Source organism: Streptomyces sp. 184, from assembly GCF_045781775.1.
Lineage (GTDB): Bacteria > Actinomycetota > Actinomycetes > Streptomycetales > Streptomycetaceae > Streptomyces.
The window spans coordinates 7570438-7595449 of the sequence record NZ_CP123230.1 but is presented as its reverse complement, the minus strand read 5'-3'; the positions used below and the strand labels follow the sequence as shown (position 1 = coordinate 7595449).

The following is a 25012-nucleotide window of genomic DNA, read 5'->3' as shown; positions in this document are numbered from 1 at the left end:
GGGCGGCGCTCTCGACGCCGGGGGCGCCCCCGCTGCGCGCCAGTGGCGCCCCGTTTGTACGACTTGATCCGATGTGCCGCCGTGCTGCCGTACCCTCCCGACCCCCCGGGGGCGTTCTTCATGCGCCCGACTTATGCTCGCGGGCGTAAACCTTTCGGCACGTCCGCGGGGGGTGATGGTCCAGTGGGTCAGGAGCCCGAACCGGATAACGGCGAAGACAAGCCGCAGTCCGACGAGGCGCACAGCGCGTTCACGCCGCCCTTCGGCGTGCCTCTCCCACCGGCGCCCGAAGACGGCCAGACAACCTCCGAGTTCGCCCGCCCTGCGGGCTTCGACGAGCGCGCCGCCGACGAGCAGGACGAACATTCGGGCTTCACACCCCCGCGCGGCGGTCCGGCGGCCGCCGCGGGCGTCGCCCCGCCTCCGCCGCCCGCAACGGGTCCTCTCTCGCGGTCCCAGCCGTGGCAGGACCGGATGCGTGTCATGCTCCGTACGCCCATGACGGAACGCCCCACACCCGAGCGGACGCTGTCGCCCACCGAGGAGACCGCACTGCCGGTGCCGCGTGTGCTCGACCTCACACTGCGCATCGGCGAACTGCTGCTCGCCGGCGGCGAGGGCGCGGAGGACGTCGAGGCGGCGATGTTCGCCATCGCCCACGCCTTCGGGCTGGACCGCTGCGAGCCGACCGTCACGTTCACCCTCCTGACGGTCACGTACCAGCCGTCCCTGGTCGACGACCCCGTCACGCTCAGCCGCACGGTGCGCCGCCGCGGCACCGACTACAACCGGCTCGCCGCCGTCTACCGCCTCGTCGACGCCATCGTGGACGAGGACGCCGCCGTCAGCCTGGAGGAGGCGTACCGCGGCCTCGCCGAGATCCGGCGCAACCGCCACCCGTACTCCAAGTGGGCGCTCACCGTCGCCAGCGGCGGGCTGTCGGGCGCGGCGGCGACCCTGGTGGGCGGCGGGCCGCTGGTGTTCTGCGCGGCGGCGATCGGCGCGATGCTCGGCGACCGGCTCGCGTGGCTGGCGGCGGGGCGCGGGCTGCCGGAGTTCTACCAGTTCGTGGCCGCCGCGATGGCCCCGGCGGCGGTCGGCGTCGCGCTCAACATCGCCGACGTCGAAGCCCAGTCCTCCGCCGTCATCACCGGCGGGCTCTTCGCGCTGATCCCCGGACGCGCCCTGGTCGCCGCCGTCCAGGACGGGCTGACCGGCTACTACATCACGGCCTCGGCGCGCCTGCTCGAAGTGCTCTACCTCGTCGTCGGCATCGTCGTCGGCGTGCTGATCGTGCTCTACGTGGGCGTGCAACTCGGCGCCGAGCTGAGCCCGGACGCCGCGCTGCACCGCCAGGAGCGGCCGGTGGTCTCGCTGCTCGCGGCGATGCTGCTGACGCTGGCGTTCGCGGTCCTGCTCCAGCAGGAGCGTTCCACCGTGATCGCCGTGACCCTCAACGGCGGCGTCGCCTGGCTGATCTACGCGGTCATCGCCGACCAGGCGGGCAAGTCGCCGGTGCTGGCCACCGCGCTGGCCGCGGGCCTCGTCGGGCTCTTCGGCCAGCTCTTCTCGCGCTACCGGTTCATCTCCGCGCTGCCGTACGTCACGGCCGCCATCGGCCCGCTGCTGCCCGGCAGCGCCACGTACTACGGCCTGCTGGGCTTCGCCCAGGACGAGCTGAACCGCGGCGCCCGCTCGCTGCTGACCGCCGCCGCGCTGGCGCTGGCGATCGCGATCGGGGTGAACCTGGGCAGCGAGATCGCCCGGCTGTTCATGAAGCGGCCGGGCGTGAAGACGGCCCCCGCCCGGCGGGGCGCCAAGCGCACCCGCGGGTTCTAGGGGCCGTCTTTCAGAGGCGGTCGCGCCGCGTTACGTCCGTGCGTGCGCCGTGTCCGTGCGTACTGCTCCGGCCGTGCGTGCCGCTACGTCCGTGCGTGGCGTGCTAGGTCAGTGGTGGCCGCCCGCCGCCTCCAGGCGCTTCTTCGACGCCTCGATCTCGGCCTCCGCGTCCTGCCGGCCCACCCAACTGGCGCCCTCCACCGACTTGCCGGGCTCCAGGTCCTTGTACACCTCGAAGAAGTGCTGGATCTCCAGCCGGTCGAACTCCGACACGTGGTGGATGTCGCGCAGGTGCTCCACCCGCGGGTCGTGCGCCGGCACGCACAGCACCTTGTCGTCGCCGCCGGCCTCGTCGGTCATGCGGAACATGCCGATCGTGCGGCACGCGATGAGGCATCCGGGGAACGTCGGCTCGTCCAGAAGGACCAGCGCGTCGAGCGGGTCGCCGTCCTCGCCGAGCGTGCCTTCGATGAAGCCGTAGTCTGCCGGGTAGCTGGTCGAGGTGAAGAGCCGCCGGTCCAGGCGGATCCGGCCCGTCTCGTGATCCACTTCGTACTTGTTCCGCGAACCCTTCGGGATCTCGATGGTGACGTCGAACTCCACGGGTGGCTCTCCTTCAAGATCAGCATGGTTCAGATGATTAAGTGTCCCCCACGCAGCGGGGTGGTGGCGAAAGGGGCTGGTCCCTGGTGAGGGTCGGGGTCGCGGTGGCACGGCGGAAGGCCGCCCGCTGGGCACGGCACTGGACCCGGCGGTGGGAAGCACAGCCCCTGCACACCCGTCGTACGGTGCGGCTGGTGGCCGCGTCCGGCGCACTGGGCGGCGTCCTCGCCGCCGGCGTGATCGCCGCCGCGGGGCCCTGGGACTCGGGTCAGCGTACGGCGGAGAGGCAGACCGCCGCGCGCGCGGACGCCGCCGGGGGCCGTACAGGTGACGCGGATCACGGCTCCTCCGACGGCGTACCCGGCAAAGGCGCCCCGGGCGACGGCGTCCAGGGCGCCGGCGCGGGAGCCCCGCGGGTGCTGACCCCGCTCGGCCCGCAGGACGGCACCCGGCCCGTCGGCAGCCCCCGGCCGACCGGGGCCGGGCTCGCCAAGGAGTTGGCGCCGCTGCTCAAGGACCCCGCGCTCGGCTCGCCGAGCACCGCCGCGGTGTGGGACGTGACCACGGGCCGCGAGCTGTACGGCGCGCGCGAGACCACCGGCGTCGTCCCCGCCTCCACGGTCAAGCTGGCCACCGGCGCCGCCGCCCTCGCCGCCCTCGGCCCCGACCACCGCATCCCGACCGCGTCGCTCGCCGAGGACGGCGAGGTCTTCCTCGTCGGCGGCGGCGACCCCACGCTGTCCGCGAAGCGGCTCGTGGGGCTGGCCAGGGACACGGCGCGGGAGTTGAAGAAGGACGGGGTGCGGCAGGTGGCCGTACGGTACGACGCCACTGCGTACGCCGGCGACGTGCTGCACGAGATCGGGCCGAACGAGAACATCGCGCCCGTCACCCCGCTCATGGTGAACGAGGCCCGCCTCGACGACTCCCGGCACGGCCCGGCGCCGCGCGCCACCGACCCCGCGCGGGACGCGGCCGACGACTTCACCGCGACGCTGCGCAAGGCGGGCGTACGGGTCGCGGGCGAGCCGCGCGCCGAGCGGGTGCCGGAGAAGGCCGACGAACTGGCCACCACGTACTCGGCGCCGCTGGCGGAGCTGACCGAGCGGATGCTGACGTACAGCGACAACGACCTCGGCGAGGCGCTGGCCCGGCAGACGGCCATAGCGGCGGGGCGGGACGCGAGCTTCGCGGGGTCGGGGCGGGCGGTCGCGGGGCAGCTCAAGAAGCTGGGGCTGCCGGTGCACGGAGCGCGGTTCGCCGACGGCAGCGGCATCAGCCGCGACAACCGGGTCTCGGCGGACCTGCTGGCCCGGCTGCTGGTGACGGCGGCGGACCCGGACCGCCCGGAGTTGCGGTCGCTGCTGACGGGGCTGCCGGTGGCGGGGTTCAACGGGACGCTGCGGGACCGGTACGGCGACGGCGACCGAGGCGACGGCGGTACGGCGGCGGCGCGGGGCGTGGTGCGGGCGAAGACGGGGACGCTGACCGGGGTCAACTCGCTGGCGGGGACGGTGGTGGACGCGGACGGGCGGCTGCTGGCGTTCGCGTTCTTCACGATGGGCGCGACGGACCGTACGGGGGCGGGGGACGCGCTGGACCGGATGGCGGCGGCGGTGGCGCGCTGCGGCTGCCGCTGACGGCGGGGGCGCTCTGCGCCGCGTGCCGGTGCCGGTGCCGTGTCCGTGCCCCGTGCCCGTGTCCGTGCCCTGTGGCTGTTCCTGCCCCTGTTCCTGTGCCCGTACCCGTGCCCGGTACGGGGGCTGACCGGGGCGGTCGGCCGGCGGCCTGCGCAGGGCGCTCCTCCCGGCGGCTCGCCGGTGTCCCTCGAACCACCTTGTGTCCCAGGCGTGTTGCAACTCCTCATCCGGTTATCCACAGGCCTGTGGAGGAGGGCTGCGGGAGTTGCGGCCGATATGGCAGCATCCGAGGCAAGTGATCGCCCGGGGCTGGCCAGAGCCCCGGGACGGGCCTGCTGGGGGAGAGGCCCGGAAGAGCGCGATCGGGGGGAGTGGGAGACGCATGCGCGAAACCGGGGGAGCGCGGGCGGCGGGGGCGCGTCGGCGCAGGGGGATCGCCCTGGCCGTGACCGGGCTGCTGGCGCTGCTCGTGCCGCTGACCGGGCCGTCCGCCGAGGCGGAGCCGAAGCCGACGGTCGAGGAGGTGCACGCCCGCGTCGAGCGGCTGTACCGCGAGGCGGAGGCCGCCACGGACGCGTACAACGAGGCGGAGGAGAAGGCGAAGGAGCAGCGCAAGGAGGTCGAGCGGCTCGACCGGGCGAAGGCCGACGCGAGCCGGCGGCTGGACGGGCTGAAGGACGAGGCGGGCGCGCTGGCCCGGGCGCAGTACCGCGGCGGCGGGGTGCCGATGGAGGCGCAGTTGCTGCTCAGCGACGATCCGGAGCAGTTCGTCGACGACCTGAGGCTGGCCCGCAAGGGGCAGCATGCGCAGCGGCGGCTCATCACCGAAGTGACGGGTACGCAGAAGCGGTTGGACGGCTATGCGAAGAAGGCCGCCGGGACGTACGAGCGGCTGGAGCGCAGCCGCGAGGCGAAGGCCGGGGCGAAGGAGCGGATCCAGGAGCGCCTGACCGAGGCGAAGGAGCTGGAGAAGAAGCTCAGGGCCGAGGAGCGGGAGCGGCTGCGCCGGCTGGAGCGGCAGCGGGCCCGCGAGGCGCAGGCGCGCTGGCTGGACTCCGGGGTCCTGGACGAGATCGACGCGCAGGCGACGCCCGCCGGCAAGAAGGCCATCGCGTACGCCACGGACCAGCTCGGCAAGGACTACGTGTGGGGCGCCGAGGGGCCGGACACGTTCGACTGCTCGGGGCTGACGATGCGCGCGTGGGAGGCGGCGGGGGTGCCGATCCCGCGGACCTCGCAGACCCAGTTGGCGGGGCTGCCGCGGGTCGACGTGCGCGAGATGCGCCCGGGTGACCTGATCATTTATCACTCCGACGCCAGCCACGTCGGCATATATGTCGGTGACGGCGCAATGCTGCACGCGCCGCGGCCCGGCCGGCAGGTGACCGTGGCGGGCGCGGGGACCATGCCGATCAAGGGCGTTGTGCGTCCCGACGCGTGATCTGCGTCATGTGGGCGACCTGTCGGATACGGGGCGGGAGGGCCCGGCGCGGGCCCTCCCAACAGGGCAAAGGACCGGGGGAGCGGCCGTGTTCCGGGCCGCGTCGCCCGTTCCGTACCGGCGGGTGATCACGCTAGGGTCCCTCCTTGGCGGTTTGCCGTATGCAGGATGAGCCGCCGTCCACGGCCGCGAGCGCGCTCGCGCCCGGCCGTCACCCCCGGGGGGAGGGAAGGAAGAGCGATGCCCGCACCCGGGCGTTCCCCGGCCTCCGGACCGTCCGGCGGACCTGACCCGTCCGCCGCCGGCGCCGGGGTGACCGACGCGCAGGCCGCACCGCGGCGACGGCTCCCGCAGCCGTCTGCCGTGCACGCGCCGTCGCCGCTGCCGCACACGCCGTTGCCGGCGCAGCGCTCGGCGCACGGCCCCGTGCCCGGGCCGCCGCACACGCGCCCGCGGCCGGTGCCGGAGGCGCTGACGCTGCTGCTGATAGAGGCGGAGCCCGGCAGCGGGCCCGGCGTCGCGCGGATGCTGGAGCAGGCCGGTGCCGGCCGCCACGGCGAGCGGATCCGGGTGCGTACCGCGCGCAACCTCACCGAGGCCGAGCGGCTGCTCAGCCCCGACGTGCACTGCATCCTGCTGGACCTCGGCGTGACCGGCGAGCCCGGTGACGCCCAGGCCCAGGACGCCGCCGACGCCGAGGAGGGCGACGAGCTGGAGGCGCTGCGCGAGGTGCTGGCCATGGCGCCGCTGCACGCCGTGCTGACGCTCACCGACGAGGACGACGTCGAGCTGGCCGCCGAGGCCGTCCGCGTCGGCGCACAGGACTACCTCTTCCGCGGCGAGCTGGACGGCCGGGTCCTCGGCCGCGCCATCCGGTACGCGGTCGAGCGCAAGCGGGCCGACCTGGCGCAGAGCCGGCTGACGGCCTCGCGGCTGCGGGCGCAGGAGAACGCCCGGCTGGAGCGCGGGCTGCTGCCCACGCCGCTGCTCGCCGGCTCCGGCCTCGGCTTCGCCGCCTGCTACCGCCCCGGCCTGCCGCTGCCCTCCGCCGGCACCACGCCCACCCGGGCGCTGCTCGGCGGCGACTTCTACGACGCGGTGTGCACCCCAGACGGCGCGGTGCACGCCATGATCGGCGACGTCTGCGGCCACGGCCCGGACGAGGCCGCGCTCGGCGTCGAGCTGCGCATCGCCTGGCGGGCGCTGACGTTCGCGGGCCTGGTCGGCGACGAGCTGCTGGCCACGCTCCAGCAGGTGCTGGAGAACGAGCGGGCCGACGACGAGATATTCGCCACGATGTGCACCGTCGACATCTCCCCCGACGCCCGCCGCGCCGGGCTCTACCTGGCCGGGCACCCGGCGCCGCTGGTCGCCGTCCCTGGCGGCCGGCCGCGGCTGATGCCGCAGGAGCTGGGCGGGCCGGCGCTCGGCCTGCTGCCGCGCGCCCGCTGGCCGCGCCAGCAGGTGGAGCTGGGCGGCGCCTGGAGCCTGATGCTCTACACCGACGGCCTCATCGAGGGCCGGACGGGTCCGGGCCGCGGCCGGCTCGGCCAGGACGGCATGCTCGCGCTGGTCGGCAGGCTGCTGGACCAGGGGCTCGCCGGCGACGACCTGCTGCACGGCGCGGTCACCGAGGCGCGTGCGCTCAACGGCGGCGACCTCACCGACGACGTGGCGGTCGTGCTACTGGATCGGCCCCCGGGCCCATGCGGACCCGGGGACCGGAGGTCGTGATCGCCGGCGCGGCTCAGCGCCCGTTGAACGGGCCGTAGGGCCCGTCGGAGCTGCTGCCGCCGCCGCTGCGCCGGCCGCCGCCGACCTGCTTGAGCGCGGGCCGGACGTCCACCATGAAGACGATGGTCGCGATCAGCGCGATGATCGGCAGGAACGACATGATCGGGAAGATGACCATCACGGCGAAGCCGACGCCGAGGATGATCAGCCAGAACTGCTTGGTGTTCTTGTTGGCGGCGCGGTACGCGTCTTCGCGGGCGGTCGCCGCGAAGAACAGTGCCACGCCGGCGAACACCGTCAGGGCCAGGCTGAGCAGGGCCAGCAACGAGTTGAAGCCAGAGATGAGCACGCGGTCCACCGCCTATTAGGTCCGACTCAGTGGTTCAGGGATCCGGCGCAGACACCGTACCCGCATAACGCCCCGGGCACGCGAAGTGTGCCCGGGGCCCGGGACTTCAGGAGTCCGACTTGGGGGTCTCCTTCGCGGCGGACTTCTTCGCGGCGGACTTCTTCGCGGTGCCGTTGGCGCTGGTCCGGCCGGTGCCGCCGGCGGCGGCCTTGCGGGGCGCGGCCTTCTTGGCGGCGGGCTTCGCGGTGGACTTCGCGCCGGCCGGCTTCTCGGCACCGGACGTGGCAGCGTCGTCGGCGACGGTCTTGCCGGCGGCGGTCTTGCCGGCGGCGGTCGTACCGGCGGCAGCGGCAGCGGCCTCCTCGCCGATGTCCTTCTTCTCCTCGTCGGGCCGGATGATCTCGGTGGTCACCTGGACCGTGTCGGCGGTCTCGCCGCGCCACTCCGCGACCGCGCCGCGGCCGCGCTCGGCCAGCTCGTCGTAGGTCTCGCGGGCCTTCACCGCGTACTCCGCGGCCCGGCCCACGCCCTGAAGGGCGAGATCCTGGGCGGTCTCACGCAGCTTCTTGATGTCGGTGTCCAGCTCGCCGAGCCGCTCGGAGACCTTCGCCTGCGCCTCCTTGGCCTGCTTCGACACCCGCTCCTGCACCTCGCGCGGGTCGGTCTCCCGCACCGCGGAGAGCCGCCCGGGCGCCTCGGCCCGCAGCTTCTCCACCAGCGCGGGCACCTCGCGCAGCTTCTCCAGCGCCAGGTCGGCGGTGCCGGCGACGGCGTAGAGGGGCGTGGGGTCGCTGAACGTCTTGCGTACGTCGTCGGTGATGGTCATGGTGTTCTCCCTCGGTCGCTGGCGGGCTTCGCGTCGCCCTCGCCCGTCGCGGCACCCGGCCGCGGGGCGTCCCCGTTCGTCTGTTCCTCCTCCGCCTGCCCGCCCGCGTCGTCGCGCGCGTTCTCCTTGCGGAAGGAGTCGTAGATCTGAAGCAGCACCTGCTTCTGCCGCTCGCTGATCGCGGGGTCGGTGAGTATCGCGGTGTGCACCGCCATCCCGTCGGCCCCGTCACTGCGGCGCTCGTCCAGGATCCCCGCCTGCACGTACAGCGTCTCGGCGGAGATCCGCAGCGCCTTCGCGAGCTGCTGAAGAATCTCGGCGCTGGGCTTGCGCAGCCCGCGCTCGATCTGGCTGAGGTACGGATTCGACACCCCGGCGGCATCCGCGAGCTGCCGCAGGCTGAGCCGCGCGCTGCGCCGCTGCTCCCGCAGGAACTCACCGAGGTTGCCGACGTGTATCGAAGCCATGCCCCGATGCTGCCGCAGCCGTGCTAACTATTGCAAGCACCTGCTTGCAAGTGTGTCGTACGCCACATATCGCGATACTGTCGCGAGTTCGTGCGGGCTGTCGGTATGACCTTGCTCCCCAGTGCATAGTTCTCGCATGATCTGCGGATGGACGATAAGCCCAGCCATCTCCCGACCGCCCTGCCCGCGTTGCGCTCCAGGGCGCGTGACGCGGGCTTCGTCCTTTCCAGCGAGGACCGCACGGGCAGCCTCCTGGCAGCACTCGCCGCCACCCGGCCCCGGGGGCCGGATCCTCGAACTCGGCACCGGGGTCGGGGAAGGCGCCGCCTGGCTGCTGAGCGGCATGGACGGCGCCTCCCGTCTGACCACCGTCGAACTCGACCCCGACGTCCAGGCCATAGCCAGGGAGGAACTGGGGGCCGATCCGCGGGTGACCTTGGTCTGCGGCGACGGCGGCACATGGCTGGAAGAGTTCGACGGCGCGCCCTTCGACCTCGTCTTCGCGGACACCTGGCCCGGCAAGTTCACCCATCTCGACCAGGCGCTCGACCTCGTGGCGCCCGGCGGGACCTACCTGATCGACGACCTCTTGCCCCAGCCCGGCTGGCCGGAGGGCCACGAGGTCTCCGTCGAACGGCTGCTGGCCGAGCTGGACGAGCGGAAGGACTTCCGCTGCGTCCGCCTGGCGTGGGCAAGCGGGCTGCTGATGGCGGTGCGCACGGCCTGACGGCCGGGAGCCTGGAGGCGGCGGTTGACCTTCACCTTGGGGGAAGCCGCAGCATCGGTCGGGCCGGGCGTCCGCCCGGCGCGAGGAGGGACGGGCATGGGGTTGCTGACCATCGGGGCCTTCGCGAAGGCGTCCCGGCTGTCGCCGAAGGCGCTGCGGCTCTACGGCGAGCTGGGCCTGCTGCCGCCCGCCCGCGTCGACCCCGTGAGCGGCTACCGCTTCTACGCACCGGAGCAGTTGGAGCAGGCCCGCCTGGTCGCCTGGCTCCGGCGGCTGGGGATGCCCCTGGCCCGTATCCGGTACGTCTGCACGCTGGACGCCGGTCCGCCCGGGAGATACGCGCGTTCTGGGCGCAGGCCGAGGCCGACACCGCCGCGCGGCGGGACCTGGTTGCCTTCCTCGTCGTCCACCTGTCCAGGAAGGACCCGGCCATGTCACCGACCGCCGGCCCCCTGGGAATTCGTTACGCCGCCCTGTCCGACACCGGCCTCGTACGCGACCCCGAGCGGTCCCTGCTGATCCGCGCCCTGGGCCGGGACCCCGACGTCGCGCCGGACGTGCGCCTGCACGACGCCCGGCGGGCGGACCGGTACCTGCTCTGCTCCGACGGCCTGTCGGCCGTGGTGCCGGACGGGGAGATCCACCGCGTGCTCGCCGAGGGCGGGGACCCGGAGCACACGGTCTGCGCGCTCGTGGCCCTTGCCAACGGCTCCGGCGGCCCCGACAACGTGAGCTGCGTGGTCGCCGACGTGGTGGCGGTCCGGCAGTAGGTACGGGACAGGTGCGGGACAGGTACGGGACGCACGCCGGGTCGGCCCGGAGACGAGTACCGGCCCGCCCGGGCCGTCAGGCGAACGTGTACGTCGTCCAGTCGGCGACCGGTTCGTAGCCGAGGCGCTGGTAGAGCGCGTTGCTGGTGGGGTTGGCCGCGTTGGTGAAGAGCACCGCCTCCGTGGCGCCCGCGTCGAGCGCCGCGCGCGTCACCGCCGCCGTCACCGCGGACGCGTAGCCGTGGCCGCGGTGGGCGGACGGGGTGTAGACCGGGTCGACCATGGCCAGACCGGCGACCGTCGGGTTGAGGCCGGCCATGGAGACCGGGGTGCCGTCCGGGGTCTGCCAGAAGGTGTAGTCCTTGTCGGCGTAGCGGGTCGTGGCCCAGGTCGCGGCGTCGATGGTGACGTCCTCGCCGACGTCGGCGGCGAACCCGCGGCAGAAGTCGATGAGTTGTTCGCGCTCCCCCTCGCCCGCCGCCGCGGCCCGCCCCGCCGGTGCGGGCCGCGGCGGCGTGAGCGTATCGAGGCGGCGCAGGCGGAGCCGGACGGCGGGGGTCGGCGTCGCGCCGGTGTGCCGCTGCCAGGCCGTCGCGAAGGCCGCCGTGGTGTCGCGGTCGCCGCCGACGGACGGGAGGGCGTGCCCGAGGGCCGCCAGGTGCGCGGCGAGGGAGTCGGTCTGCGCGGCCGTGAGCGGGGTGAGGCCGAGGCCGCGGCCCGGCAGCCGGTGGCAGGCGCCCCGCACGGACCCCGCCCGCGACAGCAGGCCCAGCAGCGGGCGTCCGCCGCCGTACGGGCCGGTCCCGCGCGCTTGCAGCCTCGCCGCCCAGGTCAGCGCCATGACGTGCGGTACGGGCCGGGCGCGCAGGAACTCCCCCGCCGCGGCCAGGAATTCGTCTACGTCATCGGTGAGGTGCCAGCCGTCCGCGCGCATGCCTCATGATCCCCCGCCGCGACCGCCGCGCAAAAGCCCGGGATCAGCCCGGGCGGCGGGCGTCGATGAGCGCCTGGATGCCGTCGAGCACGCGCTCCAGGCCGAACGCGAACTCGTCGTAGTCGGAGGCGTTCTGCGGCGCCTGTACGTCGGGTTCGTCGAAGGCGCCGCCCTCCACCGCCGTGCGCAGATGCGGCAGGCGGCCGGTGTCGGAGATCCGGAGCAGGAAGTGGCTGTACTCGTTCATCAGCCGCTCCACGTCCGGGCTCGCGCCCATCGCCAGGACGATCGACACCTCGGCGCGCACCTGGTTGCTGATCAGCAGCGCCGTGGCGACCTTCTCGAACTCCGTCAGCGGGGTGTCGCGGAGGATGTACAGGGCCTGGTCGAGCGCCGCGAGCTGGTTCGGCGTGACCGGCGGGCCGCCGGTCGGCACGTGCGCGGCGGCCCACGGGTGCGCGAACATCGCGGCGCCGATGGCCTGGTGCCAGTGCCGCAGCCCGGCCCGCCAGTCGCCCTCGACGCTCTCCGGCAGCGGCGGCGGCGGGCCGAAGGCCCCGTCGACCATCAGCGTGAGCAGCTCGTCCTTCGTGGCCACGTACCGGTAGAGCGCCATGGTCGAGACGCCCAGCTCCTTGGCCACCCGCCCCATCGACGCGGCGTCGAGCCCTTCTGCGTCCGCGACCGCGACCGCCGCCGCCACGATCCCGTCCAGCGTCAGCCCCCGCTTCGGCCCCTTCTGCGGCCGTGGCCGCAGGCCCCAGGCGGCCTCGACGCTGGCGGGGACGGCTCCGGCCTCGCGGGTGTCGCGCTTGTCCTCGCCGGCGTCGGCGTCCTTGGCGTCCATGCGTTCAGTTTACGGCATACGCAGTTCCGTGTATGCTCTACGCAGTAGTGTGTACGGCATACGCAGAAGCAGCTCTAGGGAAAGAGGGGGAAGCTGTGCCGCAGCCCACCCGCCCCGCCGTCGAGGCCGCCGGCCTCACCAAGGCGTACGGCGGCACCACCGTGCTCGACGGCGTCGGCCTGACCGTCCCGCCCGGCACCGTCTTCGCCCTCCTCGGGCCCAACGGCGCCGGTAAGACCACCACGGTCCGGATCCTCGCCACCCTGCTGCGGCCCGACGCGGGCACGGCCCGGGTCGCCGGGTTCGACGTGGTCGCGGAGCGCTCGCGGGTCCGCCGGGCCATCAGCCTCACCGGCCAGTACGCCGCGCTGGACGAGCAGCAGACCGGCGCGGAGAACCTCCGCATGGTCGCCCGCCTCACGGGCCTCTCCCGCCCCGCCGCCGCCCGCCGCGCGGCGGAGCTGCTGGAGCGGTTCGCCCTCGCGGGCGATGCCGCGGACCGCCGTGTCGGCACGTACTCGGGAGGCATGCGCCGCCGTCTCGACCTGGCCGCCGGCCTGGTCGGCGACCCCTCCGTGATCTTCCTGGACGAGCCGACCACGGGCCTCGACCCGCGCAGCCGCCAGGCCGTCTGGGACGAGGTGCGCCGGCTCGCGGACTCCGGGGTCACGGTCTTCCTCACCACGCAGTATCTGGAGGAGGCCGACCGGCTCGCCGACCGCATCGCGCTCCTCGACGGCGGCCGGCTCGTCGCCGAAGGCACGGCGGCGGAGCTGAAGCAGCAGGTCTCCGCCGAGCGGCTGGACCTCACGCTGGTCTCACCGGAGGCGTACGAGAAAGCGGCCCACGCCCTGGACCACCTCGTCGTACGCAGCGACCCGGGCACCCGCACCCTCGGCGTCACCACCGACGGCCGCGCCGCGCACATACGCGACCTGCTCGACGCCCTCGACCCCGACCGCACCCTGATCGAGCGCTTCGCCGTGCACTCGGCAACGCTCGACGACGTCTTCCTGAAGGTGACCCGCGATGGCTGACGCCCTGACCCACTCGGCGACGATGGTCGGCCGCTCCGTGCGGCTCAGCTCCCGCAACCCCGACGCGGTGATCACGGCGCTGGCGCTGCCCGTGCTGCTGATGCTCGTCTTCGTCTACCTCTTCGGCGGCGCGATCGACACCGGCGGAAGCTGGCGCTACGTGGACTACGTCGCCCCCGGCGTCCTCGTCCTGTGCGCCGGCTTCGGCGCCGGCACGACGGCGATGAGCGTCGCGGACGACATGAAGGGCGCCGTCATCGACCGGTTCCGCTCCCTGGACGTCGGCGGCACCGCCGTCCTCGCCGGCCACGTCGCCGCCAGCGTCGTGCGGAACCTGGCGGCCACGGTGCTGGTCTTCGGCGTCGCCTTCGCGATCGGCTTCCGCCCGGAGGCGGGCGTCGGCGGCTGGCTCGCGTCGGCGGGCATCCTGCTGGCGGTGATCACGGCCATATCCTGGGTCGCGGCGGCCGTCGGCCTGCTGGCCAAGTCCCCGGAGGCGGCGGGCGGCTTCACGTTCTTCCTGGCCTTCCTGCCGTACCCGTCCAGCGCCTTCGTCCCGGTCGAGTCGATGCCGGGATGGCTCCACGGCTTCGCCGAGCACCAGCCGCTGACATCGGTGATCGAGTCGCTGCGGGGGCTGCTGCTGGGCCAGCCGGTGGGCAGCAGCCCGTGGGAGGCGCTGGCGTGGTGCGCGGGGCTGACGGCGGCATCGGTGGTGGCAGCGGCGGCGCTGTTCCGCAGGCGGATGACGTAGGCCGGAGGCGGCAGATGTGAGCCGGAGGCGGGTGTCGTAGGCCGGCGACGAGGGCCGTGAGCCGGAGGCGGGTGACGTACCCAAGCCGGGGGCGGCGTGCGCGCCGCGCCGTCCTCACACCCCGCCGAACAGCTCCAGCAACTCCGTCCTGCCGGCCGCCCGCGCCGCCGCGACCGCCGACGGCGAGCCGGCCTGCGGATCCGCCCCGTGCAGCAGCAGCACCCGCACGACCTCGTCCGCACCCGCCCGCACCGCCGCCGCCAGCGGCGTCGCACCCACCGCCCCGACCTGGTCCGCGTCGGCGCCCCGCTGCAACAGCGCGGCGACGGTCCCGGGGTGCCCGTGCACCGCGGCGAGCATGACGAGGGTGTCCCCCTCGTCGTCGCGCAACCCGGCCGGCACCCCGGCGTCCACGTAGGCGGCCAGCGTGTCGGTGCGCCCCTGCCGGGCAAGCTCGAAAGCCTTGGTGGCCAGCTCGAACACGGCCGGATCGTGCGCGGGCTCGTCGGCTCCACTCATGCCGTCACCCTACGTCGCACCCACCTCCGTGCTACGTGACCGCCACCCGCCCGGCCGGTGCCAACTCCGCCAACTCGGCGACGGCGGGCGGCGCTCCCGGCAGCTCGCGCAGCCGCCGGCGCTTCGCCGGCTCGCGGTGGTAGCCGCAGAAGGCGACCCCGGCCGCGGCGGCAGCGGCGGCGTCCGCCGGGGAGTCCCCGACGAGCACGCACGTGTCCGGCCGCACCGGCCAGTACGCGAGCGCGCTCCGGAGGACGGCCGGGTGCGGCTTCATCAGCCCCGCGTCGTCGGGGCGGCCGACGACCGGGCCGTCCTCGAACCAGCGGGCCATCCCGGCGCGTTCGAGGAACACCCGGATGGCCGCTTCGGAGTTGTTGGACGCGACGCCGAGGAGCACGCCCCGGTCCGCGAGCCGCGCCAGCAGGCCGGCGGCGCCCGGGGTGGGCACGGCGGTGGCGCCGGCGGCGGCGAGTTCGCGCTCGTCCAGGCGCTTGCGCATGGCCGCGACGACGGGGTGCTCCGGCTGCCCGTCGCGGCGCAGCGCGGCGGCGGTGCGCCGGTACACCTCGTGCGGGTCGGGGAGCGGCGCGAGCCGGGCGCGCAGCTCGGGCAGGCCGCCGAGCAGGGCGCGCAGGTCGTCGGCGATGCCGGGGGCGAGGCTGTCGGGACCGCCTGGCGGCCCGGCGAAGAACCGGCACAGCGGCCCGTCGAAGTCGAGCAGCACGCAGCGCGCGCCGGCCAGCGGATCCGGCCGGGCGGAACCGGGGCGGGCCGCCGGACCCGGTCGGCCGCCGAGCCCGGCGCGGGCCGGGTCCGGGCCTCGGTCCTCGTGGTCGGAGCGGTTTGCGGGAACGGCGAAACGGCCGTTGTCAGCGCGTGTCATGGGCGGCTTCGGGGTCGCGTGCGGGACGGGCGGGAAGGGCAGGACGGGCAGGACGGGCAGGACGGGGCCTCAGCGGCCCGGCGGGCCCTGCGGGGCCGGTGGCGCGGGCGGCGGTGCGGCTCCGTTGAGCAGCTCCCGCATCCGGTGGACGACGAGGTCGGCGCGCCCGGTCCCGAAGGCGGTGGCGTGGGGCGGGGCGGCGAAGCCGACGAAGGACACCCGGGCGGTGCGGGCGGCCAGAAGGTCGGCGGCGGTGTCGCCGATCATGACCGTCTCGCCGGGGTCGGCCCTCGTGGCGGCCAGCGCCCGGTTCAGGCAGTGCGGGTCGGGCTTGAGATGCCGGGCGTCGGCGGTCCGGCCGTAGATGTGGTCGCCGAAGTGCCCGGCGAGACCGATCCGGTCGAGGTAGGCGCGTACGGACCGCGCGGAGTTGTTGGTGGTCACGGCTATCTGGCGGCCGGAGTCCACCAGCCGCGCTATGAGCAGGTCCGCGTCCGGCGTCGCCCGGGCCGTGGCCACGGCCTTCAGCTCCTCCTCGGTCAGCAGCCGCTCCAGCGCGATCGCCGCCGCCCGCCCGGCCGGCGCGTGCGCCACGTGGCTGAGCACCCGGTACGGGTCGGTACGCCCCGCCACGTCCGCCATCAGGCGCGTCTCTCCCAGGTCCGCGAGCCGCTGCCGCATCCGGTCGGCCACCTGGGCAGGCGGGTGTCCGTGGAAGAGCCGGCAGATGGGCCCGTCGAAGTCGAACAGAACGCACTTCGCGGACTGTAGGAGTGCGTGGAGATCGGCCACATCGCTCCATAAGTCGGTTGCCCCGGGCGGTGGTCAGGGCGGTGGGGGCAGCGCCCCGGCCGAGTACCGGCGTTTCAGGCGCTGGCGACGACGATACCCCGACTGGCCTTCGAGCCAGCGGGCGAGCGCCGCCGTGACCTCCTCTTCCTCGGGTACCCGCGCCAGGCCCGCGGCCTTCACGGCGTTCTCCAGGGACCGCCGGATGCGCTGGGCCCCGCGCCGCAACTCGGCGGCGTCGGCATCCGGGGACAGGCTGAGCGCCGTGCGCATGGTGTCGGGGTAGAGCGACTGCGCGCGTTCGAAGTCGAGGTAGACCTCCAGGTCCTCGAAGCCGCGGGTGGCGTCCGCGAGGCCGTTTCCGGCCATCTCCTCGTACCACAGCTCCTTCATCCGTTCCGCCTCCCGCGGCGCGTATCCCGTACGCACCAGATGGGTGGCCAACTCGTGCAGCGGGTCGCCGAAGAGGGCGATCTCCCAGTCGAGGACGAAGAGGTCGCCCGCGTCGCCGGGCAGCCGCAGGACGTTGTCGCGGTGCAGGTCGGTGTGGAGCAGCCGGAAGGGCCTGCGGGTCAGGTCGGCCGCGCGCCGGCAGAAGCCGCGGGCGGCGGCGCCGGTGATGCCGAGTGCTTCGAAGAGCGTGCCGAAGTCCTCGTGGTACGTGAGGAAGACACGGGTCTCCGCGAAGTCGACCAGCGTCCGCAGGAAGGCGGGGGTGTCGTCGCCCACCGGCCACTCGGGCGGCAGCGGCGGCAGCTCGCCGGCCGGCACCTCGGCGATGCGCCGCATCACCTCGGCGAGCTTGCGCATCGTCGGCTCGCCCACGGGCTCGCCCGCCGGGTGGTGCACGGACAGCGGCGTGCCCTCGGTGAAGGTGTGCAGTGCGTGGCCGCCGCGGGTGAGCAGGCAGGTGGGCACCGCGGGCAGGTGCGGCCGGACGGCGGCGAGCACGTCGGCCTCGCTGCGCCAGGTGCGCGGCAGGACCTCGACGGTCTTCATCGCCGTACGGATCTTGCCGCTCGCGCCCGGCTCCGCACGCACTATCGCGGCGAACGTCTCGTCCAGCGGCACCACGTAGTTGGTGTTGTGCTGGCCGCGCAGGAGGATGCCGCCGCGACGGCGGCGGTGTCGCCGGAAGTGCCGGCGCAGCCGCAGCTCGTGCAGCAGTCGCGGCAGGCCGCGCTGGGGTCCGGGCGCTTCGGTGGGCATGGGCGGTGGCAGACCGTTCACGAGCACGTCGGATGGGAGCAGCCGCCCTGCTGAGGGCGGCTGACAGGGGCTGAGAGTACCGCAGGCGTGTTGCCGCGGCGTGACGTCGGCGCTCACAAGGTCGGGGGAATCCCCGGATACGGCTTCGCAATTTTCTGCCAGGCGGACTCGAACCACCGCTTGGCGCTGTCCACGTACGCCGCCTCGTGGCGGTCGCGCGCGTCGTGGGCGGAGGAGTGGCGGAACAGGGAGGTGTCGACGCCGAGGACGTCGTAGATGTCCATGTTCTCGTCGCCGGCGGGGGTCGGGACGCTGTTGGGGACGACCTCGTAGAAGCCCGTGAGGGCCTCGGTGCCGTTGAGGACGTAGAGCTTCGTGGTGGGGGTGAGGGCCACGCCGCGGACCTCGACGGAGAGGTCCTTCACCCGGCCGCGTTCGCGGAGGTACTGGAGCGCGTGTGCGAAGGAGCGCGCGTGGAGTTCGATGAGCCGGTCGAGGCGCTTGAGCGGGCGCGGGTCGGAGGGGTCGGCGACCAGCAGGGGCAGCGCCAGGTGGGCGTCGGGGCTGGGGACCATGATGCGGCAGGTGACCGAGCGGGGGGCGGGGCGGCCGGCGGCGATGGCCATCAGGGTGGGCGCGATCGCCTGGTTGAGGGTCTCGGTGGTCAGGCTGAAGGCGTCGAGGGTCACCTGGGTGGCCTGAAATGCCACATCGAGCCGTTCTGCCAACTCCACGCCCGCGGTGAGCGGAGTGGACGTCTCGCGGTGGGCGGAGGGCTCCGCGACGGTGGGCGGCGACCCCCTGCCGACGTCGGCGAGCAACTGCTCGCGCTTGAGCAGGTCAAGCGCTTTCCGTACAACGCCCCGCTCCACGTCGAACTCGTCCATCAGGGCTTTCTGCGTCGGCAGGCTGTCGCCCGGCTGGAGTTCGCCGGAGTCGATACGTGCGCGCAGTGCGTCGGCGACCCGGTCGCGTGCGACCCGGCCGCCGTTCGCCGAAGGCTGGTCCCTGCTCACCCCACCAACATTACAACTTCCGGCCAACCGGCGGGGGTTGTCTCAGGAAGGTTTTGAGTTGGTCACCAACTGGGCACAACTTAAGCAGAGTTGGTAACCAACTCTGCGGCCCCGGTGACAACTGCCCGAAGTTGGCGGTGATGGTCGTCGCCGGGACGCGCGCTCTCCCGCTGTTCGAAGGCGCATGGGGGGAGGGGGGACCACTGCGTACGCAGAAGGGAGGGACCCACCATGCCGGTCGGAATCACTCTGGCCATGTCCGCGCTGCTCTTCGGCTTCGAACGCTTCGTCGAATGGCGCTTCGGCGCGGTGGGAGCGATCGGGCTCACCACCTTGCTCGTGGGGCTCAAGGCGCAGAACGTCACGTGTATGACCATCGGCGGCATCGCGCTCGCCGTGCTGCTGCTCCAGTCCGCCGAGCCCGGCCGCGCCGCGGCCGGGCAGTGAGGCAGAAGAACCAGCAAGTCCCTGCGGGGATCTAGAACATGTCGGGACACCACGGCCGGCGCGAGGTGCGCAGCAGGGCGTCCGCCCGCGCGGCGGCGCCCGGGCGCTCCTCGTCGACCACGCCCAGGGCGGCGAGCCGCACCGCGGACTCGTCGCCCAGGCAGAGCCGCGCCAGCTCCGCCACGCTCAGGGCGAGGTCGGCGGGCCGGTCCGTGGGTATGCAGCCGGTGCCGCCCGGGCCACCGGCGTCCAGCAGGAAGCGCCCGCCGGCCAGGCCGGCCGGGTCGTGCACGTCCAGCACCAGGGAGCCGGAGGCCGCGTACGTGCGGGCCTCCAGAAGACGCGGGACGTCCAGTGGCCGCAGCCACAGGTAGTCCGCGTGCGTGGTCACCCGGGCCGCCCGAGGGTCACCTAGGTAGAGGGGGAGGAGATCGTCGGGCGCCCGGTGGCCCGTATGGATGGTCGTGATCCAGTCGAAGGAGACCAGGTAGCGCCAGAGCGCCCGCTCCGCGGCGGGCGTGACGGCGATCAGGTCGGTCACCGTCAGCTCGTCGTCGGAGAGCTTGCCGGGCCAGTCGCCCCACTTGGTGCGGTACGTGACGATACCTTCCGGCTCGCCCGTCGCGGAGCGGTAGGCCGCGTAGAAGGGCTCGTGCCACGGCTCGTCGACGCTGAACCGCGCCGCGCCGGTGTGCACCCGCCACCGGTACCCGCTCCGGTTCACCGCGCCCGGCACCAGCCGGCGGAAGCGGTCGTGCAGCGCGGGGCCGATCTCCAGCAGCTCGGCGGCGTCGAGGAGTTCGACCGTGCCGCCGTCGTCCGGGCCCGCGTACCGCGGGTCGAGCTGGGCGCGCCGGGTGCTCACGTCGTAGCTGGTGGTCCAGGCGGCGGGGCCGAAGCCGTAGCGGCCGTAGATCGGGTACTCCGCGGCGACCAGGCTGGCGACCACGTCGCCGCGCTCCTTCGCCGCCGCCATGTCCGCCCGCAGCATCCGGCTCAGCAGGCCCCGGCGGCGGTGCGTCGGCGAGACCGTGACCGCGGACACCGCGCACGAGGGCACCGCGGCCCCGCCCGGGACGGTCAGCTCCTGGTCGAAGCTGCGGTACGTGCTCACCCACCGCCTGCCGTCGTACGCGCCCCGCGTCCGGGACAGGTCGCGCTCCGCCACGAACAGCGCCACGTCCGCCTCGGTCACCGAAGGCGCGCGCATGAAGCCGGTGTGCAGCGCCCGCATCCAGTCGCCCACGTCGTCCTTGCCGAGCGTACGGATCTCGACGCCGTCGCTCATGACCTCACCCCGCCGGCGGGGTGAACAGCACTGCCGCAGTCTTGGATCATCCGCCCACGCTAGGCGCCGCGCGTCAGAACGTCGCGCGAATTTCCCCGACCTGCTCCGCGCCGCCCAGCAGCGGCGCCGCCCCGATCCTGGCCAGCACCGGCGACCGTACGCCCAGCAGCGCCAGCCCCCGCGCCAGCACCGGCCCGACGGCCCGCAGCGCGCCGTCGTCGACCTTGAACGCCAGCGCCCGCCCGTCCGGCAGCGCCACCGCCTGCACGCCCTCCGCGCCGACCTTCGCCAGCGCCCCCGGCACGCCCCGCATCAGCCAGGTGTCCCACCGCCGGGTGCCCGCGACGTACTCCGGGTGCGCCCGCATCGCGTCCGCGACCCGCCGCTCCGGGGTGTCCTCCGCGGCCAGCACCAGGTGCCGGAAGCCGCGCGCCAGGGCCGTCAGCGACAGCGACATCAGCGGCGCGCCGCAGCCGTCGACGCCGACGTGCCGTACCGGCTCGCCCGCCGTCTCCTCCACCACCTCCCGCACCAGCCGCTGGAGCGGATGGCCGCCGTCGAGGTACGACTCCCGCGGCCAGCCGTTCGCCACGCAGGCCGCGAGCATCGCGGCGTGCTTGCCGGAGCAGTTCATGGCCACCCGGTCCCGCGTCCCCCCGGCGGCGAGGTACGCCTCCCGCTCCTCGGGGTCCAGCGGCAGGTCGGGAGGGGTCCTGAGGTCGTCCTCGGAGAGCCCGGACTCGGCGAGCATCTTGCGTACGAGGTCCCGGTGGAACCGTTCGCCCGAGTGGCTGGCCGCGGCCAGCGCCAGCCGCTCACCGGCCAGCGCCCCGAGGGCCGTACGCGCCCCCGCCCGCAGCACCGCCGCCGCCTGGAACGGCTTGTTCGCCGAGCGCGGGAAGACCTGCGTGGCCACGTCCCCCCACGCCCGCTCCACCGCGCCGTCCGGCCCGAGCAGCACCAGCGACCCGCGGTGCCGCCCCTCGGCGAAGCCGGAGCGCACCACCTCCGCCAGCACGGGCGCGGGACCGGCGTACGCGCCCTCCGCGGCCGGCCGCGGACCGGGGGCCGGGGGCGGGGATATCCAGGTGTCGTCGTGCATGGGCGGCCTTCCGTGCCGGGGACGGCCTCGGGATCGCCGCGCCGTCGCTCGGTCGTCAGAGTCAGGACAGCAGGTCGTCGACCTGCGCCTCCCCTTCACGATAACGGCGCGCGATCTCCGCGCTGCACTCGTCCGCCGTCCGCTGGAGCCGCTGCCGGCGGCCGGAGATCCGCGCCTCGTAGCCGGCGAGCCGGGCGAGGCCCTGGTGCAGCTCCTCGTCCGTACGGGCCGACAGGTCGGAGAGCGCGACCTCGGCGAGCATCTGCTCCGCCAGCTCCCGGTACTCCTCGCGCAGCGGCGGGCCCAGCGTCACGTGCCGGGCCGAGGCGGCCCGTAGCGAGGGACCGTCGGTGAGGATCTCGGGCAGCCGGTCCAGCACCGGCGAGTGCGGGCTCGCGCGGCGGCCCAGCTCGGCGCGGAGGATGTCGATCCGGCCGTGCAGCAGCCGGCGCACGTAGCTGAGGTCGGCCTCCTCCTGCTGCGCGGAGCGGCGCAGCCGGCGCAGCTCGGGCAGGCCCAGCGCGTCGAGCGGACCGGGCGCCGTGGGGCCGGGGGTGGCGACGAGGGAGGCCACGGTGGTGGCCGCCCCCACCGGCGCGGGCGCCGCGGAGTGCGCCCCCGCCTTCGCGGCCTGTGCCGCCTGAGCCGCCTGCGCGGGCCCGCCGTCCGGGGCGCGCGGGCCCGGCGGGCGGGGCCGGCGGGCGGCAGCCGGGCTGCTGCGCGCGGTCGGTACGGGCGGCGTGGGCCGCCCGGCTGCGGGAGAGCTCATGCGAGTGTTCAGTCCCCTTCGTCCGAAGATGCCGCATCGGCGTGGCGACCTGCCGGACACCGAAGGCAATCGTGCCATTGCCCAGGGTCGCGTCGCATGGAGACCGCGCCCGTTCGGCCCCGCGCACATTGCGGCGCCCGGGGGCACGGCGGCGCACGTCGTGCCGCCGGGATAATGCGACCCATGCGAGCGGTGGTGCAGCGGGTGGACGGGGCGCGGGTCGAGGTCGGCGGCGAGACGGTCGGCGAGGTGATCGGCGAGGGGCTGTGCGTGCTCGTGGGCGTCACCCACGACGACACCCCCGCGAAGGCGGCGCAACTGGCCCGCAAGCTGTGGACGCTGCGGGTGCTCGACGACGAGAAGTCCTGCTCGGACGTGTCCGCGCCGCTGCTCGTGATCAGCCAGTTCACGCTGTACGGGGACCCCCGCAAGGGGCGGCGGCCGACCTGGCAGGCGGCGGCGCCAGGGGAGGTCGCCGAGCCGCTGGTCGAGGAGGTCGTGGCGCAACTGCGGGCGCTGGGCGCGCAGGTGGAGACGGGGGCGTTCGGCGCGAAGATGCGGGTGACGCTGACGAACGACGGCCCGTTCACGGTGCTGGTCGAAGTCTGAGCCGCACGGGCTCCCGCGGCGTACGGGCTGCCGCGGATTCCCGCGGCGTACGGGCTCCGGGGTGTACCGAACGTGCGCCCTACGAACGCCGCGGCGGACCGGCCCGCGGGGCACGGGGGGCGTACGTGACATCCGAGGCGCACGGGAGCACGCCCGCGCGCTCTGGGCGCCGCTGCCCCCGCGGCCTCAGGGCTCGACCACCGTCTCCTGCGCCGCCGCCGTCTCGTCCGCCAGCAGCGCCGCGTCCGCCGGAACGTTCCGCTTCACCAGCGCCAGCGCGATCGGCCCCAGCTCGTGGTGGCGTACCGAGGTCGTGACGAAACCCAGCTTGCGCCCCTCCTCCTCGGTCGCCAGCCGGATCGCCGCCCCGTGCGGCGGCAGTGTCACCTCGCTGCCGTCCAGGTGCAGGAAGACCAGCCGGCGCGGCGGCCGGCCCAGGTTGTGCACCCGTGCGACGGTCTCCTGTCCCCGGTAGCACCCCTTCTCCAGGTGCACCGCGGTGCCTATCCAGCCGACCTCGTGCGGGATCGTGCGGTGGTCGGTCTCCAGGCCCAGCCGCGGCCGGTGCGCCGCCACCCGCAGCGCCTCGTACGCCAGCACCCCGGCCGGCGGGCCCGCGGCGGCGGCGAAGTCCGCCAGCGTCGCGCGGGGCAGGAACAGGTCGCGCCCGTACGCCGTCTCGCGGACGGTCACGCCGTCGGGCACCTCGGCGATGGAGCCGGCCGGCAGATGGACGACGGCGAGGTCGTCCGTGCGGTCCGCGATGTCCACCCGGTAGAAGAACTTCATGCTCTCCAGGTACGCGATGAGGTCTTTCTGCGTACCCGGCTCCACGTGCGCCCACGTCGTCTCGCCGTCGTCGACGAGGTACAGCGCGTGCTCGATGTGCCCGTGGGCGGACAGCACCAGCGCCTCGGTGGCGTGCCCCGGCGCGAGGGCTTCCACGTGCTGCGTCAGCAGCAGGTGGAGCCAGCTCAGCCGGTCCTGGCCGGTGACCGAGAGGACACCGCGGTGGGAGAGGTCGACGAAGCCCTCGCCTGCGTCCAGCGCGCGCTGTTCCCGGAAGAGATCGCCGTAGTGCGCGGCGACGCCCTCGTCGGGAGCCTCGGCGGCGACCGCCCCGGGCAGGGAGAGGAGGGGAGAAGGCGCGTTCATGCTTCAAGAGTACGTCCGGGCGGGCACCCGGGGTCACGGTCCGGATGCGGCAGCTCCCCGGCGCCCTCAGGGGTGGGACGCGGCCGGGGCGTCGGACCTGCCGGACTCGGCGCAGGTCGCGCAGCGGCCGAGGATCGCGAAGTGCTGGACGTCGCTCTCGAACCCGAACCGCTGCCGCAGCGTCTCGGCGAACGGCTCCGCCACCGCGTTCTCCGCCTCGATCACCCGGTCGCAGACGCGGCACACGAGGTGCAGATGGTGGTGGCGGTCGGCGATGTGGTACGTCGGCGGTCCGTGGTTGAGGTGGGCGTGGCTGACGAGGCCCAGCTCCTCCAGCAGCTCCAGCGTGCGGTAGACGGTGGAGATGTTGACACCGGCGGCGGTCTTGCGGACCTCGCCAAGGATGTCGTCGGGCGTCGCGTGCTCCAGGCAGTCGACGGCCTCCAGCACGAGCTGGCGCTGCGGCGTCAGCCGGTAACCGCGCTCGCGCAGGTCGCGCTTCCAGTCGGTGGTCTCCACGGCTCAAGTGTATGAGCGTCGCGGCGGAACCCCCGCCGGTTGCCGGAATGCGCTCCCACGGGCCGGTCCGCGGGAGCGGCGGGGCCGGCCGGGCTCAGCGGAAGAACGCGATCCCGTCGTCCGGGAGGTCCTTCAGGTCCTTCGCCCACTCCCGCGGGTTCACGACCTTCTTGAGCTGGGCCGACATGTACGGGCGCAGCTCGACATCCGGCGTCGCCTTCTCGCCGACCCACATCAGATCGCCGTTCACGTACCCGTAGAGCCGCTTGCCGCCCGCGTACGGCGGCGAGACCGAACTGCGCGCCACCGCGTCCGTGGCCAGGTCGAGCTGCGGCTTGCCCTCGGCCATCTCGCCGTACCAGACCTCGGCGACGCCCTGGTCGCGCACCATGACGGCTTCGAGCTGCCGGCCGGGGCGGATCCGCCAGTACCCGCTCTCGCTCTCCAGCGGGCGCACCTTCTCGCCTTCCTCGTCGAGCACCCAGGTGTACGACGAGTAGGCCAGGAAGTCCCGGCCGTCGTGGCCGAAGCGCACCTCCTGGCCGAAGTTGCACTTCTCGCTGCCGGGGAAGTCGAAGACGCCCGCACCCTGCCAGTCGCCCAGGAGGAACGCCAGCGGGACCAGGTCCTTGTGCAGGTCGGAGGGGATTTCGATCGGCATCGTCAGCGCTGGCCCTGGTACAGCTTCTTCACGACCAGGCCGGCGAAGGCCAGTGTGGCCACGCAGACCAGCACGAGC

At 74.1% G+C, this 25012-nt stretch carries 26 protein-coding genes and 1 pseudogene; 10 read left to right on the top strand and 17 right to left on the bottom strand.

The window, feature by feature from the left end:
* Window positions 1–183: 183 nt before the first annotated feature.
* Entirely contained in the window at window positions 184–1839 is a 1656-nt protein-coding gene (locus QBL21_RS32375) for a threonine/serine exporter ThrE family protein (RefSeq protein ID WP_407565782.1), read from the top strand.
* A 108-nt stretch (window positions 1840–1947) separates the two neighbouring features.
* Here QBL21_RS32375 and QBL21_RS32370 read toward each other — a convergent pair whose 3' ends face one another.
* The gene (locus QBL21_RS32370; protein WP_018835994.1) at window positions 1948–2442 is read right to left on the bottom strand and encodes an inorganic diphosphatase; all 495 of its coding nucleotides are present in this window, start codon (window positions 2440–2442) and stop codon (window positions 1948–1950) included.
* Between the two features lie 86 nt (window positions 2443–2528).
* Between QBL21_RS32370 and dacB the strand changes: the two genes are divergently transcribed.
* The 3 genes from dacB (at window position 2529) to QBL21_RS32355 (ending at window position 7257) form a co-directional block, all read left to right on the top strand.
* Window positions 2529–4082, top strand: coding sequence for a D-alanyl-D-alanine carboxypeptidase/D-alanyl-D-alanine-endopeptidase (gene dacB / locus QBL21_RS32365; protein ID WP_407565781.1), 1554 nt, complete (start codon window positions 2529–2531; stop codon window positions 4080–4082).
* Between the two features lie 382 nt (window positions 4083–4464).
* Complete coding sequence (locus QBL21_RS32360) at window positions 4465–5523, top strand: NlpC/P60 family protein (protein WP_407565780.1); 1059 nt, start codon at window positions 4465–4467, stop codon at window positions 5521–5523.
* 240 nt (window positions 5524–5763) lie between these two features.
* Entirely contained in the window at window positions 5764–7257 is a 1494-nt protein-coding gene (locus QBL21_RS32355) for a SpoIIE family protein phosphatase (protein WP_407565779.1), read from the top strand.
* Between the two features lie 13 nt (window positions 7258–7270).
* On the opposite strand, the gene QBL21_RS32350 is transcribed toward QBL21_RS32355, so the two are convergent.
* From QBL21_RS32350 to QBL21_RS32340, 3 genes are all read right to left on the bottom strand, one after another.
* Window positions 7271–7606 (bottom strand): DUF2516 family protein, encoded by a 336-nt coding sequence (locus QBL21_RS32350; protein ID WP_407565778.1) that lies wholly within the window; start codon window positions 7604–7606, stop codon window positions 7271–7273.
* Between the two features lie 106 nt (window positions 7607–7712).
* Window positions 7713–8432, bottom strand: a complete 720-nt coding sequence (locus QBL21_RS32345; protein WP_407565777.1) for a hypothetical protein — start codon at window positions 8430–8432, stop codon at window positions 7713–7715.
* Window positions 8429–8899: a helix-turn-helix domain-containing protein gene (locus QBL21_RS32340; protein ID WP_407565776.1), complete on the bottom strand. Its 471-nt coding sequence runs from the start codon at window positions 8897–8899 to the stop codon at window positions 8429–8431. The genes QBL21_RS32345 and QBL21_RS32340 overlap by 4 nt, the downstream gene beginning before the upstream one ends.
* 205 nt (window positions 8900–9104) lie before the next feature.
* Between QBL21_RS32340 and QBL21_RS32335 the strand changes: the two genes are divergently transcribed.
* Window positions 9105–9626, top strand: a complete 522-nt coding sequence (locus tag QBL21_RS32335) for an O-methyltransferase (RefSeq protein WP_407565775.1) — start codon at window positions 9105–9107, stop codon at window positions 9624–9626.
* A gap of 96 nt (window positions 9627–9722) precedes the next feature.
* A pseudogene (locus QBL21_RS32330) lies at window positions 9723–10396 on the top strand (MerR family transcriptional regulator).
* A 76-nt stretch (window positions 10397–10472) separates the two neighbouring features.
* Here QBL21_RS32330 and QBL21_RS32325 read toward each other — a convergent pair.
* Both QBL21_RS32325 and QBL21_RS32320 read right to left on the bottom strand, forming a co-directional pair.
* On the bottom strand, window positions 10473–11330 hold the full coding sequence (locus tag QBL21_RS32325) for a GNAT family N-acetyltransferase (protein ID WP_407565774.1): 858 nt from the start codon (window positions 11328–11330) through the stop codon (window positions 10473–10475).
* A gap of 43 nt (window positions 11331–11373) precedes the next feature.
* Window positions 11374–12177, bottom strand: a complete 804-nt coding sequence (locus tag QBL21_RS32320; RefSeq protein ID WP_407565773.1) for a TetR/AcrR family transcriptional regulator — start codon at window positions 12175–12177, stop codon at window positions 11374–11376.
* A gap of 95 nt (window positions 12178–12272) precedes the next feature.
* Between QBL21_RS32320 and QBL21_RS32315 the strand changes: the two genes are divergently transcribed.
* Complete coding sequence (locus QBL21_RS32315; protein ID WP_407565772.1) at window positions 12273–13214, top strand: ATP-binding cassette domain-containing protein; 942 nt, start codon at window positions 12273–12275, stop codon at window positions 13212–13214.
* Window positions 13207–13968: an ABC transporter permease gene (locus QBL21_RS32310; protein ID WP_407565771.1), complete on the top strand. Its 762-nt coding sequence runs from the start codon at window positions 13207–13209 to the stop codon at window positions 13966–13968. Before QBL21_RS32315 ends, QBL21_RS32310 begins: the two co-directional genes overlap by 8 nt.
* A 114-nt stretch (window positions 13969–14082) precedes the next feature.
* Here QBL21_RS32310 and QBL21_RS32305 read toward each other — a convergent pair whose 3' ends face one another.
* The 5 genes from QBL21_RS32305 to QBL21_RS32285 all read right to left on the bottom strand — a co-directional run bounded on the left by QBL21_RS32305 (window position 14083) and on the right by QBL21_RS32285 (window position 18384).
* Window positions 14083–14487 carry an ankyrin repeat domain-containing protein gene (locus tag QBL21_RS32305; RefSeq protein ID WP_407565770.1) on the bottom strand — a complete coding sequence of 135 codons (405 nt, stop codon included), beginning with the start codon at window positions 14485–14487 and terminating at the stop codon, window positions 14083–14085.
* Between the two features lie 31 nt (window positions 14488–14518).
* On the bottom strand, window positions 14519–15370 hold the full coding sequence (locus QBL21_RS32300; protein WP_407565769.1) for an HAD family hydrolase: 852 nt from the start codon (window positions 15368–15370) through the stop codon (window positions 14519–14521).
* 69 nt (window positions 15371–15439) lie between these two features.
* Window positions 15440–16162, bottom strand: a complete 723-nt coding sequence (locus QBL21_RS32295) for an HAD family hydrolase (RefSeq protein ID WP_407565768.1) — start codon at window positions 16160–16162, stop codon at window positions 15440–15442.
* A 33-nt stretch (window positions 16163–16195) separates the two neighbouring features.
* Window positions 16196–17368 carry a phosphotransferase family protein gene (locus QBL21_RS32290; RefSeq protein WP_407565767.1) on the bottom strand — a complete coding sequence of 391 codons (1173 nt, stop codon included), beginning with the start codon at window positions 17366–17368 and terminating at the stop codon, window positions 16196–16198.
* Between the two features lie 113 nt (window positions 17369–17481).
* Entirely contained in the window at window positions 17482–18384 is a 903-nt protein-coding gene (locus QBL21_RS32285) for a GntR family transcriptional regulator (RefSeq protein ID WP_407565766.1), read from the bottom strand.
* A 231-nt stretch (window positions 18385–18615) separates the two neighbouring features.
* Here QBL21_RS32285 and QBL21_RS32280 point away from each other — a divergent pair, with 231 nt between their 5' ends.
* The gene (locus QBL21_RS32280; protein ID WP_407565765.1) at window positions 18616–18831 is read left to right on the top strand and encodes a hypothetical protein; all 216 of its coding nucleotides are present in this window, start codon (window positions 18616–18618) and stop codon (window positions 18829–18831) included.
* Window positions 18832–18862: 31 nt separating this feature from the next.
* Here QBL21_RS32280 and QBL21_RS32275 read toward each other — a convergent pair whose 3' ends face one another.
* The 3 genes from QBL21_RS32275 to QBL21_RS32265 all read right to left on the bottom strand — a co-directional run bounded on the left by QBL21_RS32275 (window position 18863) and on the right by QBL21_RS32265 (window position 21990).
* Window positions 18863–20119 carry a GNAT family N-acetyltransferase gene (locus tag QBL21_RS32275; RefSeq protein ID WP_407565764.1) on the bottom strand — a complete coding sequence of 419 codons (1257 nt, stop codon included), beginning with the start codon at window positions 20117–20119 and terminating at the stop codon, window positions 18863–18865.
* Between the two features lie 73 nt (window positions 20120–20192).
* Window positions 20193–21221 (bottom strand): asparaginase, encoded by a 1029-nt coding sequence (locus QBL21_RS32270; protein ID WP_407565763.1) that lies wholly within the window; start codon window positions 21219–21221, stop codon window positions 20193–20195.
* A 61-nt stretch (window positions 21222–21282) separates the two neighbouring features.
* Window positions 21283–21990 carry an ABC transporter substrate-binding protein gene (locus QBL21_RS32265; RefSeq protein WP_407565762.1) on the bottom strand — a complete coding sequence of 236 codons (708 nt, stop codon included), beginning with the start codon at window positions 21988–21990 and terminating at the stop codon, window positions 21283–21285.
* A 183-nt stretch (window positions 21991–22173) separates the two neighbouring features.
* On the opposite strand from QBL21_RS32265, the gene dtd reads away from it, so the two are divergent.
* Window positions 22174–22599, top strand: coding sequence for a D-aminoacyl-tRNA deacylase (gene dtd / locus QBL21_RS32260; protein ID WP_407565761.1), 426 nt, complete (start codon window positions 22174–22176; stop codon window positions 22597–22599).
* A gap of 186 nt (window positions 22600–22785) precedes the next feature.
* Here the strand turns inward: dtd and QBL21_RS32255 are convergent, their stop codons facing one another.
* The 3 genes from QBL21_RS32255 to QBL21_RS32245 all read right to left on the bottom strand — a co-directional run bounded on the left by QBL21_RS32255 (window position 22786) and on the right by QBL21_RS32245 (window position 24934).
* On the bottom strand, window positions 22786–23754 hold the full coding sequence (locus QBL21_RS32255) for a YgfZ/GcvT domain-containing protein (RefSeq protein WP_407565760.1): 969 nt from the start codon (window positions 23752–23754) through the stop codon (window positions 22786–22788).
* 66 nt (window positions 23755–23820) lie between these two features.
* Window positions 23821–24273 carry a Fur family transcriptional regulator gene (locus tag QBL21_RS32250; RefSeq protein ID WP_407565759.1) on the bottom strand — a complete coding sequence of 151 codons (453 nt, stop codon included), beginning with the start codon at window positions 24271–24273 and terminating at the stop codon, window positions 23821–23823.
* A gap of 94 nt (window positions 24274–24367) precedes the next feature.
* Entirely contained in the window at window positions 24368–24934 is a 567-nt protein-coding gene (locus QBL21_RS32245; protein ID WP_407565758.1) for an FABP family protein, read from the bottom strand.
* Window positions 24935–25012 lie beyond the last annotated feature (78 nt).

Bases quoted from the DNA above. Each gene is read 5' to 3' on its own strand.
- QBL21_RS32360 (WP_407565780.1), top strand. From the start codon at position 4,465: ATGCGCGAAACCGGGGGAGCGCGGGCGGCGGGGGCGCGTCGGCGCAGG.
- QBL21_RS32355 (WP_407565779.1), top strand. From the start codon at position 5,764: ATGCCCGCACCCGGGCGTTCCCCGGCCTCCGGACCGTCCGGCGGACCT.
- QBL21_RS32345 (WP_407565777.1), bottom strand. From the start codon at position 8,432: ATGACCATCACCGACGACGTACGCAAGACGTTCAGCGACCCCACGCCC.
- QBL21_RS32340 (WP_407565776.1), bottom strand. From the start codon at position 8,899: ATGGCTTCGATACACGTCGGCAACCTCGGTGAGTTCCTGCGGGAGCAG.
- QBL21_RS32325 (WP_407565774.1), bottom strand. From the start codon at position 11,330: ATGCGCGCGGACGGCTGGCACCTCACCGATGACGTAGACGAATTCCTG.
- QBL21_RS32320 (WP_407565773.1), bottom strand. From the start codon at position 12,177: ATGGACGCCAAGGACGCCGACGCCGGCGAGGACAAGCGCGACACCCGC.
- QBL21_RS32310 (WP_407565771.1), top strand. From the start codon at position 13,207: ATGGCTGACGCCCTGACCCACTCGGCGACGATGGTCGGCCGCTCCGTG.
- QBL21_RS32305 (WP_407565770.1), bottom strand. From the start codon at position 14,487: ATGAGTGGAGCCGACGAGCCCGCGCACGATCCGGCCGTGTTCGAGCTG.
- QBL21_RS32300 (WP_407565769.1), bottom strand. From the start codon at position 15,370: ATGACACGCGCTGACAACGGCCGTTTCGCCGTTCCCGCAAACCGCTCC.
- QBL21_RS32290 (WP_407565767.1), bottom strand. From the start codon at position 17,368: ATGCCCACCGAAGCGCCCGGACCCCAGCGCGGCCTGCCGCGACTGCTG.
- QBL21_RS32280 (WP_407565765.1), top strand. From the start codon at position 18,616: ATGCCGGTCGGAATCACTCTGGCCATGTCCGCGCTGCTCTTCGGCTTC.
- QBL21_RS32275 (WP_407565764.1), bottom strand. From the start codon at position 20,119: ATGAGCGACGGCGTCGAGATCCGTACGCTCGGCAAGGACGACGTGGGC.
- QBL21_RS32270 (WP_407565763.1), bottom strand. From the start codon at position 21,221: ATGCACGACGACACCTGGATATCCCCGCCCCCGGCCCCCGGTCCGCGG.
- QBL21_RS32265 (WP_407565762.1), bottom strand. From the start codon at position 21,990: ATGAGCTCTCCCGCAGCCGGGCGGCCCACGCCGCCCGTACCGACCGCG.
- dtd (WP_407565761.1), top strand. From the start codon at position 22,174: ATGCGAGCGGTGGTGCAGCGGGTGGACGGGGCGCGGGTCGAGGTCGGC.
- QBL21_RS32255 (WP_407565760.1), bottom strand. From the start codon at position 23,754: ATGAACGCGCCTTCTCCCCTCCTCTCCCTGCCCGGGGCGGTCGCCGCC.
- QBL21_RS32245 (WP_407565758.1), bottom strand. From the start codon at position 24,934: ATGCCGATCGAAATCCCCTCCGACCTGCACAAGGACCTGGTCCCGCTG.